Genomic DNA, 14,694 nt, shown 5'->3' with positions numbered 1-14,694 from the left:
AAGGGGCTCGAAAAATGGGGAACGAATGCCGCATGCAGCGGCAGGGCGCAGGGAGACCGCGGCACGCAGGGCCGGGCCGCTGACGAGCGTCGCTAACGCTCTTTGCGCAGGAACAGGCGCGAGATCGTCTGCGCCGTCTGTTCGCGCGATGCGGCATCGCCCGCATGCAGCTCGGCCATGGCGCCGTGCATCATCTTCTGCGTGAGTCCGCGCGACATCGCCTCGAGCACCGCATCGACCGATTCGCCCTTGGCCAGGAGCTTGCGCGCCCGTGCCATCTCGGCGGTGCGCCATTCGTCGGCCTGCGCATTGAGCTGCTGGATCAGCGGCACCGTGCTGCGCTGGCCCAGCCAGTGCATGAAGCTCTGCACGCCGGCATCGATGATCACCTCGGCCTGCGCCACCGCAGCCTGGCGGTTGGCCTGGCCCTGTTGCACCACGTGCGCGAGGTCGTCGACGGTGTAGAGGTAGACGTCTTCGAGCGCCTTCACTTCGGGCTCGATGTCGCGCGGCACGGCCAGGTCGACCATGAAGATCGGGCGGTGCTTGCGTGCCTTGAGCGCGCGCTCGACGGCGCCCAGGCCGATGATCGGCAGCGTGCTCGCGGTGCAGCTCACCACGATGTCGAATTCGGCCAGGCGCGCCGGCAGGTCGGCCAGCCGCATCGCCTCGCCGCCGAAGCGCGTGGCGAGCTTTTCGCCGCGCTCCAGCGTGCGGTTGGCGATGGCGATCGACTTCGGCTCCTTGGCCGCGAAGTGCGTGACCGCGAGGTCGATCATTTCGCCCGCGCCGACGAACAGCACGCGCGTCTTGCGCAGGTCTTCGAAGAGTTGCCCGGCCAGCCGCACCGCCGCGGCCGCCATGCTGATCGAATGCGCGCCGATCTCGGTGGCGGTACGCACTTCCTTGGCGACGGCGAACGAGCGCTGGAACAGCTGGTTGAGCGTGGTGCCCAAGGCGCCGACGTTTTCGGCCGCGCGCACCGCGTCCTTCATCTGGCCGAGGATCTGGGCTTCGCCGAGCACCATCGAATCGAGCCCGCTGGCCACGCGGAAGACGTGGCGCGCAGCCTCGTCGTCGTGCAGCGTGTAGGCGTGGGAACGAAGCAGGGTAGGGGCCACGCCGCCGCTCTCTGCCAGCCACCCGACCGTGTGGTCGAGGGCGATGTGTTCGGAGGCGCAATAAATCTCGGTGCGGTTGCAGGTCGAGATGATCGCGGCTTCCACCTGGGGGTGGCGGCCGCTGGGGAATGAACTGCGCAGGCTCTGCAGCGTCGGGGCGATCTGATCGAGCGCAAACGCAAAACGACCGCGCAGATCGAGCGGCGCGGTCGTGTGGTTCAAGCCAAGAGCCCAGACTGACATGGCCGTGATTATAAAATCAGCAGCCGCCCGAGGCTTGCCGAGGGACAAATGGCTTTCCCTATAACAGCCATAACCTTCACCGCATGCGAGCGGCCCCCTTCCGACTGCCCGATGGACCTACTGGCCCTCCTCGATCACCTGCTTAATTTTGTGGCACCCGCGGCGTTCATCGCCCTGGTGCTGGTCCTGGTGGGCCGGTTCCTTGGCGGGCGCCGCACGGGCGTTCCGCGCTGGTGGGTTCAATGGGCGATCACCTTCGGGGCCGGCGTCGGGGTCCTCGCCGCCGGGCTGGTGGTCTTCGGGCGCGACGGCGTGATGACGACCTATGCCGCGCTCGTGGCGGTCTGCGGCACCGTGCAGTGGCTCGCGATGCGCGGCTGGCGCCGCTGAGACAGGGTCAGCCCAGCCGGCGGACCATGTAGACCGATGTGCCGGGATAGGTCGCGAGCCGGGCTTGCTGCGCCGGATCTGCCGGCTGCGTCGCTGCATAGCCCTGCCGTTCCCAGAAACCGACCGACGCCTGTACCGACACCAGCGTCGATTGCCGCCAGCCGGCCTGCGCCGCGTGCTCCCACGCATGCCGCACGAGCCGCGGCCCGAGTCCCAGGCCCGAAGCGGCCGGGTGCACCGCCAGGTCATGCAGGTACAGCGCATCGGCTTCCGATGCGACCTCGAATTCGCCATGCAGCGCTGTGAGCTTGCCGACGATCGAGGGATAGGCCGCCAGGTACGTCCTGACGGTGCCCTCGTGCTCGGCCACCCAGCCCGTCTCCGGCGCCGCGGCCAATCGCCGCGCGATCAGCGCACCGTCTTCCACGAAGCCCGCGCCGTAGCAGGCGAGCTGGATGGCGAGCACCGCCTCCAGATCGGCGGCGCGCATCGCCCGTACGAAGACGGCGCTTTCCACCATCAAGCCAGCAGCAGCTTGTCGTCGTCGAGCTTCTCGCCGCGCGTCTGCTCGAACATCCGCAGAAGGTCGGGCACGTCGAGGCCCGAGCGTTCCGGCCCGGCCACGTCGAGGATCACCTGACCCTCGTGCAGCATGACGGTGCGCGAACCGTAGTCCAGCGCCTGCCGCATGCTGTGCGTGACCATCATCGCGGTGAGCTGGCTGCCTTCGACGATCCTGGCGGTCAGCTCCAGCACAAAGGCGGCGGTCTTCGGGTCCAGCGCCGCCGTGTGCTCGTCCAGCAGTAGGATGCGCGAGGGCTTGAGCGACGCCATCAAGAGGCTCACCGCCTGCCGCTGTCCGCCCGAGAGCAGGCCGATGCGGTCGGCCAGCCGGTTTTCCAGCCCCAGCTTCAGGATCGACAGCTTCTCGCGGAACAGCTCGCGCAGGCTCCGGTTGAGCGAAAAGCCGAAACCCCTGCGCTCGCCGCGCTTCCACGCCAGCGCCATGTTCTCCTCGATGGTCAGCGCCTCGCAGGTGCCTGCCATCGGGTCCTGGAACACCCGGGCCACCATGCCCGAGCGCTGCCAGGCGTTCATGCGGGTCACATCCTTGCCGTCGATCTCGATGCTGCCCTTGTCGACGATCAGGTCGCCGCTCACTGCATTGAGAAAGGTCGACTTGCCCGCGCCGTTCGAGCCGATCACGGTGACGAACTGGCCGGTCGGGATTTCCAGGCTGAGCCCGCGCAGCACGCGGTTCTCGATCGGCGTGCCCGGGTTGAAAGTCATCTCCAGTTGTTGGGCGCGCAGCATCAGTTCTTCCCCTTGAAGAGACCGCCCAACTTGCGCTTGTAGGCGGGCACCAGCAGCGCGAACGCCACCAGCACGGCGGTCACCAGGTTCAGGTCCTGCGCCTGCAGGCCCATGAAGTCGGTGTTGAGCGCCATCGCGATGAAGAAGCGGTAGAGCAGCGCCCCCAGCACGCAGGCCAGCGTGGTGATCACCATGCTGCGCGCGGGCAGGAGCGTCTCGCCGATGATCACCGCGGCCAGGCCGATCACGATCGTGCCCACGCCCATCGAGATGTCGGCCGTGCCCTGGCTCTGCGCGAACAGCGCGCCGGCCAGCGCCACCAGCGCGTTCGACAGCGCCAGACCCGCCATCGTGTGGAAGTCGGTCGAGATGCCCTGCGCCCGTGCCATGCGCGCGTTGCCGCCGGTGGCGCGCATCGCCAAGCCGGCTTCGGAGGCGAAGAACATGTCGACCACGATCTTCGCGACGATCACGATCAACAGCAGCAACAGCGGCTTGGCCCACTGCTCGGGCATGCCGCCGAAGTCGACCATGGTGAACACGGTCGGCTCGGTGATCAGCGCCACGTTGGGCTTGCCCATCACGCGCAGGTTGACGGAGTACAACGCGATCATCACCAGGATGCTCGCGAGCAACTGCATGATCTTCAGCTTGACGTTGAGCCAGGCCGTGACCCAGCCCGCAGCAGCGCCGGCGACGCAGGCGACCGCGGTGGCGGCGACCGGATTCCAGCCCAGGACGATCAGCGTCGCGGCCACGGCGGCGCCCAGCGGAAAGCTGCCGTCCACCGTGAGGTCGGGAAAATTGATGATGCGAAACGACATGAAGACGCCCAACGCGACCAGTCCGAATATCAGACCGATCTCGATGGCGCCCAGCGAAGCGATGAGCGACATAAAGAAGCGGGCTTCTTACTTCGTGGCCACGACCTTGGCGCTCTTCAGGAGCGATTCGGACAGCGTCACGCCCTGTGCCTTGGCGGCGGTGGGGTTCACCACCAGCTCGAAGTTCGTGCTGGTCTGCGAGGCGATGGTGCCGGGTTTCTCGCCCTTGAGGATGCGCACGACGATCTTGCCGGTCTGGCGGCCGATGTCGCTGTAGTTCAGGCCCAGGGCCGCCACGGCGCCGCGCTCGACGGTGGCCGTGTCGGCGGCCACCACCGGCAGCTTGGCTTGCTGGGCGACCTTCACGATGCCTTCGAAGGCCGAGACCACGTTGTTGTCGGTCGGCGTGTAGATCACGTCGGCCTTGCCCACGAGGCTTTGCGCGGCGGTCGGCACGTCCACGGTGCGGGCGGCAGCGGCTTCCACCACGGTCATGCCGGCATCGGCCGCGGCCTTCTTGAGCGAGGCGACGATGGCCACCGAGTTGGCTTCGCCGGGGCTGTAGATCACGCCGATGCGCTTGGCGTTGGGCACCACCTGCTTGATGAGGCCGATGTGCTTCTCGAGCGGCGAGAGGTCCGACACGCCGGTCACGTTGGTGCCCGTGGCATCCCAGTTCTTCACCAGCTTGGCCGCCACCGGATCGGTGATGGCCGAGTACACGACGGGAATGGTCTTGGTGGAGGCCACCACGGCCTGCGCCGACGGCGTGGCGATGGCGACGATCACGTCAGGCGCATCGCCCACGTACTTGCGGGCGATCTGGGCGGCGGTGCCCACGTTGCCCTGCGCGCTCTGGTAGGTGAACTTGAGGTTCTTGCCTTCTTCGTAGCCTGCTGCCTTGAGCTCCGCCTTCACGCCGTCGCGCACCGCATCCAGCGCCGGGTGCTCGACGATGGCGGTCACCGCCACCGACTTGGTGTCGGCCGCGAACGAGGGCGCGGCGGCCAGCATGCCGAGGGCCAGGGCGACGGCGCTGAAAGGGGTGCGAAGCAAGGCGTTTTTCACGTGAGGGTCTCCGGATGGGGATGGGTGCGTCTGGGATGAGGCCGCCGGCGTGCGCCGGGGCGGGGAATTCAGCGGGCCGGGAATTGCGCGTGCAATCCCGGCAGCCTCGAAGTCTAGATCGTACTTTGCACAATTAAGGTGCATGGACGGATCGGGCTTACCCCGCTTTAAGAAACATAATTGCATTCATTGGAGGATATAAGAGATGAAATTGCACGAGATCGAACTCGACCGGATCGACCGGCGGATTCTTGACCACCTGCAGGTGCACGGCCGCGCCACCAACCTGGAGCTGTCGGAGGTGGCCAACCTGTCGCCCGCGCAGTGCATGCGGCGCCACCGGCGTCTGGAGGAGCTGGGGCTCATCAATGGCTACGCCGCGCACCTGAATGCGCGCCACGTCGGTCTCGGCGTGATCGCCTTCATCCACGTGACCATGGCGCGCGGCCACGTCGACGAACTGCCCAAGTTCCAGGACCTGATCGCCGACCTCAAGCAGATCCTGGAGTGCTACTCGGTGACCGGCGACTTCGACTACGTGCTCAAGGTGGTCGCGCGCGACCTGGAGTCGCTCTCGCAGTTCCTGATGCACACGCTGATGCACATGCCGGGCGTGTCGGCCGTGCGGTCCAGCGTGTGCCTCAACGAGATCAAGTGCACCACGGCGCTGCCGCTGGAGTGAGCCTCAGGTCGGCATGCCGGGGATCGGCGAGTTCTGCGTCGCGGGCGCCGGCGCGGCCGCGGCGGGCTCGTTGGGCGCCATCATGAAGGTGGTCGGCGTCGCCATCGGCAGCGCGGCCTTCTTGAGTTCATCGAGGATCACGAACAGCAGGTCGCTGCGCACGCCGCCCGCCAGCCGCGGGCTCGCCACATAGGCGATGGCCTGGAAGATCAGGAGCCCGTTCTCGATGCCTTCCAGCGTGAGCGACGGCGCCGGGGTTTCCAGCACCCCTTCGTGCGCGCGGCAGGCTTCCAGGATCAGCTCGCGCACCCGCTGCGCATCGGTCGTCAGCGGCATCGGCAGGCGGATCAGCACACGGCCCTCGGCATTCGCCAGCGTCATGTTGCGGACCGTCTTGGTGATGAATTCCGAGTTCGGCACGATCAGCGTGGAGCGGTCGCCCAGCTGGATCTCGGTGGCGCGCACGTTGATGCGCCGCACGTCGCCCTCGGCCGTGCCCAGCACTACCCAGTCGCCCACCTTCACCGGCTGCTCCGCCAGCAGGATCAGCCCCGAGATGAAGTTCTGCACGATCGCCTGCAGCCCGAAGCCGATGCCCACCGACAACGCGCTCGCCACCCACGCGATGCGTTCGATGCCGATGCCCAGCGCCGAGAGCGCGAACGCGATCACCAGGATCCCGCCCACGTACCCCAGCAGCGTGGTGATCGAGCTCTGCATGCCCGGCTCGAGCTGCGTGTTGGGCAAATAGCTGCGTTCGAGCCAGCGCTTGAACACCCGCATCACGATGAAGCCGACCACCGCCACCGCGATGGCGCTCAGGATGGCGCCCGGCACCAACTGGAACTCGCCCACCTTCACGCCGGTGCCGAACTTGCCGCTGCGCTGGAACACCTCGCCGGGCCCGGTGCCCAGCGGCGCGGCGAGCGCGATCAGCATGTAGAAGAACAGCCCGACCCGGCTCAGCCCCGAGAGCACGGTGGCCGCCTGATCCAGCGTCTGCGGCGCGAGGTTGAAGCTTTTCTGCAGCCGCTGGCCGAAGGTGCTGCGCGACGACACCAGTGCCATGAACACGTCGTCGGCGAACTTGAACAGCACGTAGAAGGCCGCGGCCACGATGCCGCTCCAGGTGAGCTGCGAGGCCAGGAAGCTCGCGAGCGCCACATAGCCCACGGCCACCAGCACCCAGATCGCGATCATCAGCACGCCGATCAGCGCCACCAGCAGGCCGACCCACATCGGCCGCTCGGGCAGGCCGGCATCGGATGCGTCCGCGCGCAGCGGCTTCACCAGGTAGAGCACCGCGCCCACCAGCGTGGTGAGCACCAGCGCCGTGAGCACGTGCGTGACGACCACGGCCGCGAAGCTGGCGTCGATCAGTGCGTTGACCTCGGCGGGCGTCCAGGCCAGCGCCGCGACCAGCGCGACCAACCAAGGCAGTGCGGCGAGGCGGGTCGCCATCGCATCGGGGATCGGCGGCAGCCGCCACGAGGGGCGGCGGGTGGCGAGCAGGCCGCGCCCGAGCCCGATCACGAAGGCCATGAACACCAGTGCCTGCGCCGACGACTGGAGCGCCTTGCGGGCCTGCGGCTCCCAGGTGGCATATGCCTTGAGCACCTCCACGAAGCCGTGCGCCGCGATCGCGACCAGCAGCACATGGCTGCCCACGATGCCGATCACCAGCACCGAACGCCGCAGGCGTCCGGCCGGCAGCCACCGCGCGGCGAGGCGGGTGAGCAGGTGTTCGGCCGCCCAGTTGCCGACCACCGCGAGCAGCAGCGCGGCAATCAGGGCGGCGATCACCCGGGTGCGGGTCTCGGGCTGGAGCGTGGTCTGCAGGCCGTCGCTCAGGGCGGCCGTCATCGTCTTCAGGCGCTCCAGGTCGTCGGGCCAGGCCTCGCGCAGGTCGTTCCAGAATTCGCCACTCAGCGGCGAGGCCGCGCGCTCGGTGAGTTGCGCCTCGAACAGCGCGCGGCGCTGGGTGACGAGGTCGGTGCCGCGCTGGCGCACGTCGACCGACAGCAGGCGCGCGAGGCGGATGTCGGCATCCAGCGCATTGCGCTCTTTCGTCAGGCGCGCGCGCTGGCGCGTGATGTCGGGGTCTTCGGTGGCGCCCGCGGCTGGCGGGTTGCCCAGTTCGCCGAGCCGGGCGTTCAGGTCGGCCAGTTCGCCGGTGCGGGCGGCGACGAACTTGTCGGCCTGCGTGCCGATCGCGTTGATCTGCGTGAGCAGCTTGCGCGCGTCGTCGTCGGTGTCCGCCGTGGCGGTGATCTTGGTGAACTGGTCGCGCAGTTCGGCCACCGTCGGGGCCGGTGCGGGCAGCGAGGTGGCGCTGCCGCCGAGGTCTGGCTGCGCCATGGCGCCGCCGCACATCAGCAGGGCGGCAAGGAAAAAGGTCGCTAGGCGGGGGATCCAACTCATGGCTGCATCATAGAAGCGGCCATTTCGTAAGGGCAGGTAAGGACAGGTAAGCGCAGCGAGGCTCAGCCGGCGGGGCTGAACAGGTCGACCCGGTCCGTGATGATGCCGTCGGTGCCCAGGTCGATGAGCCGCTGCGCGGCCCAGTCGTCGTTGACGGTGTAGCTCAGCGAGCGCATGCCCGCGCCGTGCACCTGTGCGACGGTGGGGGCGTCCCACAGCGCGTGGTTGCAAACGACGGCACGGCAGCCCAACTCGCGTGCGGTGTCGAGCCAGCCGGTCCGGAGCGTGTCGAGCAGGAGGCCGCGCGGCAACTCGGGCTGCGCGGCGGCCGCGCCCTTGAGCGACTCGACCTGGAACGAAGTGAGCAGCGGAGGAACCGCCGCACCCTGCCACAGGCGCGCCGCTTCGCGCGCCACGACCTCGCCGGTCTCGCGCTCGGTGCCGGGCGTGGGCTTGATCTCGATGTTGAGCAGGTAGCCGTTGGCCAGGCAGAAGCGCGCCAGGTTCTCCAGCGTGGGCAGCGGCTCGCCCGCGAAGGCGCGCGAATGCCAGCCGCCCGCGTCGAGCTGCGACAGCGCGCTCCACGGTTGCTGGCCGCCGATGCCGTGGCCGTTGGTGGTGCGCTCCAGCGTGGCGTCGTGCATCAGGAAGGGCACGCCGTCGGCACTGAGCTTGGCATCGCACTCGAACATGCGGTAGCCGTGCGCCGCGCCGAAGCGGAAGGCGGCGAGCGTGTTTTCAGGTGCGAGCTTGCCGGCGCCGCGGTGCGCGACCCAGCGGGGGTAGGGCCAGGGACTGCGTTCGGCCATCGTTCAGTCGGCGCGTTTGCCGGAGCCGGCGTCGAACCAGTGCAGCTTGTCTTCGCGCGCAGCGATCTTCACCGTGTCGCCCGCGACCGGCGGGTGATCGCCTTCGTCGGTGCGCATGATGATCTGCTCGTCGCCGATGCGGCCGTACACCAGGCGCTCGGCGCCCAGCAGTTCGACCTGCTCGACCTGCACCGTCCAGCCGCTTTCGTCGAGCTTCATGTGCTCGGGGCGAATGCCCAGGATCTGGCCCGCGCGCACACCCGGGGCGTGCCTGAGCAGGTTCATCGGCGGCGAGCCGATGAAGCTCGCCACGAAGGTGGTGGCGGGGCGGTTGTACACCTCTTCCGGCGTGGCGAACTGGTCCATCACGCCGCCGTTCATCACGATGATGCGCTGCGCCAGCGTCATGGCCTCGACCTGGTCGTGCGTGACGAAGAGCGAGGTGATGCCCAGCTCGCGGTGCAGCTTCTGGATTTCCAGGCGGGTCTGCGCGCGCAGCTTGGCGTCGAGGTTCGAGAGAGGCTCGTCGAACAGGAACACCTGCGGCTGCCGCACGATCGCGCGGCCCATCGCCACGCGCTGGCGCTGGCCGCCCGAGAGCTCGCGCGGCTTGCGCTCGAGCAGGTGGCCCAGTTCGAGGATCTTGGCGGCCTTGTCCACGCGCACCTTGATCTCGGGCACCGGCACCTTGGCGATCTTCAGGCCGTAGGCCATGTTCGCGAACACGCTCATGTGCGGGTAGAGCGCGTAGTTCTGGAACACCATCGCGATGTCGCGCTCGGAGGGCTCGAGCTGGTTCACGACCTTGCCGCCGATGGCGATCTCGCCGGCCGAGATTTCCTCCAGGCCCGCGACCATGCGCAGCAGCGTGGACTTGCCGCAGCCCGAGGGCCCGACGATCACGATGAATTCATGGTCGGCGATCTCGGCGCTCACGCCGTGGATGACCTGGTTGGCTTTCGGCCCGTGGCCGTAGCGCTTGATGACGTTGCGTAGGGAAAGAGCTGCCATTTTTTATTTCTCGGTATCCACAAGGCCCTTGACGAACCATTTCTGCATGAGGACCACCACCAGCGCGGGCGGCAGCATCGCGAGGATGGCGGTGGCCATCACGACGTTCCATTCGTTCTGCCCGTCGCCGCCGGCAATCATTCGCTTGATGCCGACCACCACGGGGTACATGTCTTCGCTCGTGGTCGCGAGCAGCGGCCACAGGTACTGGTTCCAGCCGTAGATGAACTGGATCACGAACAGCGCAGCGATCGAGGTCTTCGACAAGGGCAGCAGCACGTCGAAGAAAAAGCGCATGGGGCTTGCGCCGTCCATGCGCGAGGCCTCGGTGAGCTCGTCCGGCACCGTGAGGAAGAACTGGCGGAACAGGAAGGTCGCCGTGGCCGACGCGATCAGCGGCACCGTGAGGCCCGCGTATGTGTTCAGCATGTTCAGGTCCGACAGCACTTTGTAGGTGGGCAGGATGCGCACTTCCACCGGCAGCATCAGCGTCACGAAGATGGCCCAGAAGCAGATCTTCTTGAACGGAAAGCGGAAGTAGACAATGGCGAAGGCCGACAGCAGCGAGATGGAAATCTTGCCGATGGCGATGACCATGGCCGTCACGAAGCTCACCCACATCATGTGCGCCACCGGGGCGTTGGAGCCCGCGCTGTTCTCGCGTCCGAAGAGCGCGCCCTTGTAGCTGTCGACGATGTTCGAGCCGGGCAGGAGCGGCATCGGCGCCTGCACGATCTCCTGGGCCGTGTGGGTGGAGGCCACGAACGCCAGGTAGAGCGGGAAGGCGACGATGAAGACGCCCAGGATCATGATGACGTGGGCCAGGATGCCTTGGGTGCCGCGCTTCTCAACCATGCCGTGCTCCGCCGAGTTTGGTTTTTTCTTGTTGCTTCATCAGTACTGCACCTTCTTCTCGACGTAGCGGAACTGGATGACGGTCAGCGCCACCACGATCACCATCAGCACCACCGACTGCGCGGCCGAGCCGCCCAGGTCCAGGCCCTTGAAGCCGTCGTGGTAGACCTTGTAGACCAGGATGGTCGTGTCCTTGCCCGGTCCGCCCTGCGTGGCCGCATCGACGATCGCGAAGGTGTCGAAGAAGGCGTAGACCACGTTGATCACCAAAAGGAAGAAGGTGGTGGGCGACAGCAGCGGGAACTGCACGGTCCAGAAGCGGCGCCACGGGCGCGCGCCGTCGATGGCTGCCGCCTCGATCAGCGACTTCGGAATGGACTGCAGGCCCGCCAGGAAGAAGAGGAAGTTGTAGGAGATCTGCTTCCACACCGAGGCCATCACGATCAGCGTCATGGCGTGGCCCGAGTCGAGCAGGTGGTTCCAGTTGATGCCGATCTTGCCCAGCGCATAGGCCACCACGCCCAGCGAGGGCGAGAACATGAAGACCCACAGCACGGCGGCCACGGCGGGCGCCACGGCGTAGGGCAGGATCAGCATGGTCTTGTAGAACATGCCGCCGCGCACGATGCGGTCGGCGAACACCGCGAGCATCAGCGACAGGCTGATGCCGATGCTGGCCACCAGCAGCGAGAAGACGGCGGTGGTCTTGAACGACTCGGCATACGCCGGGTCGTGGAACAGTTCCCTGAAGTTCTGCAGCCCGACGAATTCGACCGAGGTGCCGAACGCGTCCTGCTGCTGCAGCGATTGCAGGATGGCCTGCCCCGCCGGCCAGAAGAAAAACACGAGGATCACCGCCATCTGCGGCGTCAACAGCAGCCAGGGCAGCCAGCCCGAGCGAAAGAAAACGCGTTTTTCCATGATCCCTCTGAATAAAAAATCCCGCCCGGCCCGCCCTTGTGCAAGAGCGAACGGGGGCGGGCGATATTAGCCGGACACAGAGGGCCGGCTAACAATCGTTAGCTTTTGTTCGCCTTCTGGAAGCGCTCCAACTGTTCGTTGCCGCGCGTCACGATGGCGTCCAGGGCTTCCTTGGCGGTCTTCTTGCCGTTCCAGACCTGTTCGAGCTCTTCGTCCTCGATGGCGCGGATCTGCACGTAGTTGCCCAGGCGAATGCCGCGGCTCTTGTCAGTGACCTTGCGGATCATCTGCGTCACGGCCACGTCGGTGCCGGGGTTCTGCTTGTAGAAGCCCGATTCCTCGGTGAGCTTGTACGAGGCGGTGGTCACCGGCAGGTAGCCGGTGCGCTTGTGGCTGGCGGACTGCACTTCAGGCGTCGAGATGAAGCTGAAGAACTTGGCCACGCCCTTGTACTCGGCCGGCTTCTTGCCCGACATGACCCACAGGCTCGCGCCGCCGATCACCGTGTTCTGCGGTGCGCCCGGCACGTCCGGGTAGTAGGGCAGGGGTGCCAGGCCGTAGGCGAACTTGGCGTTCTTGGCCACGTTGCCGTAGAAGCCCGACGACGTGTTGATCATGGCGCACTCGCCCGAGACGAACGAGGCCTCGGGCACGTTGCCGCGGCCCTTGTAGACGAAGAGGCCCTGCTTGGCCATGCTGGCGAGGTTCTCGATGTGGCGCTGGTGCAGCGGCGAATTCACCTTCAGGCGCGCGTCCAGGCCCTGCAGGCCGTTGCCCTTGCTCGCGAACTCCACGTTGTGCCAGGCCGAGAAGCTCTCGACCTGCGTCCAGTTTTGCCAAGCGGTGGTGAACGGGCACTTGTGGCCGCTCGCCTTGAGCTTGGCCGCTGCAGCGACCACTTCAGGCCAGGTCGAGGGTGCCTTGTCGGTGGGGAGGCCCGCCGCCTTGAAGGCATCCTTGTTGAAATAGAAGATGGTGGTCGAGCTGTTGAACGGGAAGCTCAGCATCTGGCCGTTGGGGGCGGTGTAGTAACCGGCCACGGCGGGGATGTAGGCGGCCGGGTCGAACTTCTCGCCCGCGTCCTTCATGACCTGGCCCACGGGAATGATGGCGCCCTTGCTGGCCATCATGGTGGCGGTGCCCACTTCGAACACCTGCAGGATGTGCGGTGCGTTGCCCGAGCGGAAGGCCGCGATGGAGGCCGTCATGGATTCGTCGTACGTGCCCTTGAAGGTCGGCACGATCTTGTATTCCTTCTGGCTCTCGTTGAACTGCTTGGCCAGGTCGTTGACCCACTCGTTGTTGACGGCGGTCATGGAATGCCACCACTGGATCTCGGTTTGGGCCTGCGCCACGTTGAACAGCGTGGTCGCGGCCAGCGCCGAGGCCAGCGCGAGCGTCTTGAATCGCATGAAGACTCCTGAAGGGGAAAAAGAAAGCGCGGATGCTAGGGCATGTGGATGACACAGCCGCGTCACATTGGCGCACGGACCGCTGTCATCTTCCAATCGGGGAAACCCCTTTGGCACCAAGCCCGGCGCGGGTTGCGGGCCTGCATGCTGCGCCGCACCATGCTAGCATCGCCCTCCCTTTTTTGGCCCAGCTTGTCGCCACGGCCAGGGCCCCTTGCGAGACCGCCATGAGCAGCAAAACCTCCCTCGACAAAAGCAGGATCAAGTTCCTCTTGCTCGAGGGCATCCACCCCTCGGCCGTGGAGGTGCTGCGCGCCGCCGGCTACACCAACATCGAGTCGCTGCCGGGCGCGCTGCCCGATGCCGAACTCAAGGCAAAAATCGCCGACGTCCACTTCCTGGGCATCCGCTCGCGCACGCAGCTGACGGCCGAGGTGTTCGCCGCGGCCCACAAGCTGGTGGCCGCGGGGTGCTTCTGCATCGGCACCAACCAGGTCGACCTGGATGCCGCCCGCGAACACGGCGTGGCGGTGTTCAACGCGCCGTTCTCCAACACGCGGTCGGTGGCCGAGCTGGTGCTGGCCGAGGCGATCCTGCTGCTGCGCGGCGTGCCCGAGAAGAGCGCGGTGGCGCACCGCGGCGGCTGGCTCAAGTCGGCCGACAACGCTTATGAAATCCGCGGCAAGACGCTGGGCATCGTGGGCTACGGCTCGATCGGCGCGCAGCTCTCGGTGCTGGCCGAGGCGCTGGGCATGCATGTGGCGTTCTTCGACGTGGTCACCAAGCTGCCGCTGGGCAATGCGCGCCAGGTGCGCGACCTGCACCAGCTGCTGGCGCAGAGCGACATCGTCACGCTGCACGTGCCCGAGACGCAGGCCACGCAATGGATGATCGGCGCGGCCGAGATCGCGGCCATGAAGCCGGGTTCGATCCTCATCAACGCCTCGCGCGGCACCGTGGTCGAGATCGACGCGCTGGCCGGCGCTTTGAAAGAAAAGAAGCTCCTGGGCGCCGCGATCGACGTGTTCCCGGTGGAGCCGCGCAGCAACAAGGACGAGTTCCAGTCGCCCCTGCGGGGCCTGGACAACGTGATCCTCACGCCGCACATCGGCGGCTCGACGATGGAGGCGCAGGCCAACATCGGGCTCGAAGTGGCCGAGAAGCTGGTGAAGTACAGCGACAACGGCACCTCGACCTCCTCGGTCAACTTCCCCGAGGTGGCGCTGCCCGCGCACCCGGGCAAGCACCGGCTGCTGCACATCCACCGGAACGTGCCGGGCGTGCTGTCGGAGATCAACAAGATCTTCTCGGACAACAACATCAACATCTCTTCCCAGTTCCTGCAGACGAACGAGAAGGTCGGGTATGTGGTGACGGACATCGACGCCGCCTCTTCGGACCTGGCGCTGGAGAAGCTGGCGAAGGTGAACGGGACGATCCGCAGCCGCGTGCTGTTCTGAGTCTCTGAGTGAGCCGGGGCACGGCGGTGGGTGCCGTGGCCTTCGGGCGCCAGGCGGGCTGGCGCTCCTAGCACAAGGGCAAGGCCAAGGTCACGAGGCAAGACCCCAAGCCCTGCCCTAAAATCCACCCCCCGGCTACATGGGCGCGCAGCGCCTGGCCAAG

At 66.9% G+C, this 14,694-nt stretch carries 14 protein-coding genes; 3 read left to right on the top strand and 11 right to left on the bottom strand.

Going from position 1 to position 14,694, the window contains the following annotated elements; all coding sequences use genetic code 11:
- Positions 1–92: 92 nt before the first annotated feature.
- Entirely contained in the window at positions 93–1,364 is a 1,272-nt protein-coding gene (gene hemA / locus GNX71_RS26575; RefSeq protein WP_206175193.1) for a glutamyl-tRNA reductase, read from the bottom strand.
- Between the two features lie 111 nt (positions 1,365–1,475).
- Here hemA and GNX71_RS26570 point away from each other — a divergent pair, with 111 nt between their 5' ends.
- A complete protein-coding gene (locus GNX71_RS26570; protein ID WP_206175192.1) occupies positions 1,476–1,754 on the top strand; it encodes a hypothetical protein in 279 nt (92 codons plus the stop codon).
- Between the two features lie 7 nt (positions 1,755–1,761).
- Here the strand turns inward: GNX71_RS26570 and GNX71_RS26565 are convergent, their stop codons facing one another.
- Genes GNX71_RS26565 through GNX71_RS26550 form a run of 4 tightly spaced genes read right to left on the bottom strand, consistent with a single transcriptional unit; the run spans position 1,762 to position 4,906 of the window.
- A complete protein-coding gene (locus GNX71_RS26565) occupies positions 1,762–2,274 on the bottom strand; it encodes a GNAT family N-acetyltransferase (protein ID WP_206179698.1) in 513 nt (170 codons plus the stop codon).
- Positions 2,274–3,068: an ABC transporter ATP-binding protein gene (locus tag GNX71_RS26560; RefSeq protein WP_206175191.1), complete on the bottom strand. Its 795-nt coding sequence runs from the start codon at positions 3,066–3,068 to the stop codon at positions 2,274–2,276. Before GNX71_RS26560 ends, GNX71_RS26565 begins: the two co-directional genes overlap by 1 nt.
- Positions 3,068–3,964: an ABC transporter permease gene (locus tag GNX71_RS26555; protein ID WP_206175190.1), complete on the bottom strand. Its 897-nt coding sequence runs from the start codon at positions 3,962–3,964 to the stop codon at positions 3,068–3,070. Before GNX71_RS26555 ends, GNX71_RS26560 begins: the two co-directional genes overlap by 1 nt.
- Positions 3,965–3,979: 15 nt before the next feature.
- Positions 3,980–4,906 (bottom strand): ABC transporter substrate-binding protein, encoded by a 927-nt coding sequence (locus GNX71_RS26550; RefSeq protein WP_241027350.1) that lies wholly within the window; start codon positions 4,904–4,906, stop codon positions 3,980–3,982.
- A 265-nt stretch (positions 4,907–5,171) separates the two neighbouring features.
- Between GNX71_RS26550 and GNX71_RS26545 the strand changes: the two genes are divergently transcribed.
- A complete protein-coding gene (locus GNX71_RS26545; RefSeq protein WP_144299149.1) occupies positions 5,172–5,642 on the top strand; it encodes an Lrp/AsnC family transcriptional regulator in 471 nt (156 codons plus the stop codon).
- Positions 5,643–5,645: 3 nt separating this feature from the next.
- Here GNX71_RS26545 and GNX71_RS26540 read toward each other — a convergent pair whose 3' ends face one another.
- The 6 genes from GNX71_RS26540 to ugpB form a co-directional block, all read right to left on the bottom strand.
- On the bottom strand, positions 5,646–8,063 hold the full coding sequence (locus tag GNX71_RS26540; protein ID WP_206175188.1) for a DUF3772 domain-containing protein: 2,418 nt from the start codon (positions 8,061–8,063) through the stop codon (positions 5,646–5,648).
- A gap of 62 nt (positions 8,064–8,125) precedes the next feature.
- Positions 8,126–8,872: a glycerophosphodiester phosphodiesterase gene (gene ugpQ / locus GNX71_RS26535; RefSeq protein WP_206175187.1), complete on the bottom strand. Its 747-nt coding sequence runs from the start codon at positions 8,870–8,872 to the stop codon at positions 8,126–8,128.
- A gap of 3 nt (positions 8,873–8,875) precedes the next feature.
- On the bottom strand, positions 8,876–9,883 hold the full coding sequence (gene ugpC / locus GNX71_RS26530) for a sn-glycerol-3-phosphate ABC transporter ATP-binding protein UgpC (protein WP_206175186.1): 1,008 nt from the start codon (positions 9,881–9,883) through the stop codon (positions 8,876–8,878).
- A gap of 3 nt (positions 9,884–9,886) precedes the next feature.
- Positions 9,887–10,738, bottom strand: a complete 852-nt coding sequence (gene ugpE / locus GNX71_RS26525) for a sn-glycerol-3-phosphate ABC transporter permease UgpE (protein WP_206175185.1) — start codon at positions 10,736–10,738, stop codon at positions 9,887–9,889.
- Positions 10,739–10,777: 39 nt separating this feature from the next.
- On the bottom strand, positions 10,778–11,659 hold the full coding sequence (gene ugpA / locus GNX71_RS26520; protein WP_206175184.1) for a sn-glycerol-3-phosphate ABC transporter permease UgpA: 882 nt from the start codon (positions 11,657–11,659) through the stop codon (positions 10,778–10,780).
- Between the two features lie 98 nt (positions 11,660–11,757).
- A complete protein-coding gene (gene ugpB, locus GNX71_RS26515; RefSeq protein WP_206175183.1) occupies positions 11,758–13,071 on the bottom strand; it encodes a sn-glycerol-3-phosphate ABC transporter substrate-binding protein UgpB in 1,314 nt (437 codons plus the stop codon).
- A gap of 227 nt (positions 13,072–13,298) precedes the next feature.
- On the opposite strand from ugpB, the gene serA reads away from it, so the two are divergent.
- Positions 13,299–14,531 (top strand): phosphoglycerate dehydrogenase, encoded by a 1,233-nt coding sequence (gene serA, locus GNX71_RS26510; protein ID WP_206175182.1) that lies wholly within the window; start codon positions 13,299–13,301, stop codon positions 14,529–14,531.
- The last annotated feature ends 163 nt before the right edge of the window (positions 14,532–14,694 follow it).

The organism is Variovorax sp. RKNM96 (assembly GCF_017161115.1).
Classification (GTDB): domain Bacteria; phylum Pseudomonadota; class Gammaproteobacteria; order Burkholderiales; family Burkholderiaceae_C; genus Variovorax.
This window is presented reverse-complemented; position numbering and strand designations above follow the sequence as displayed.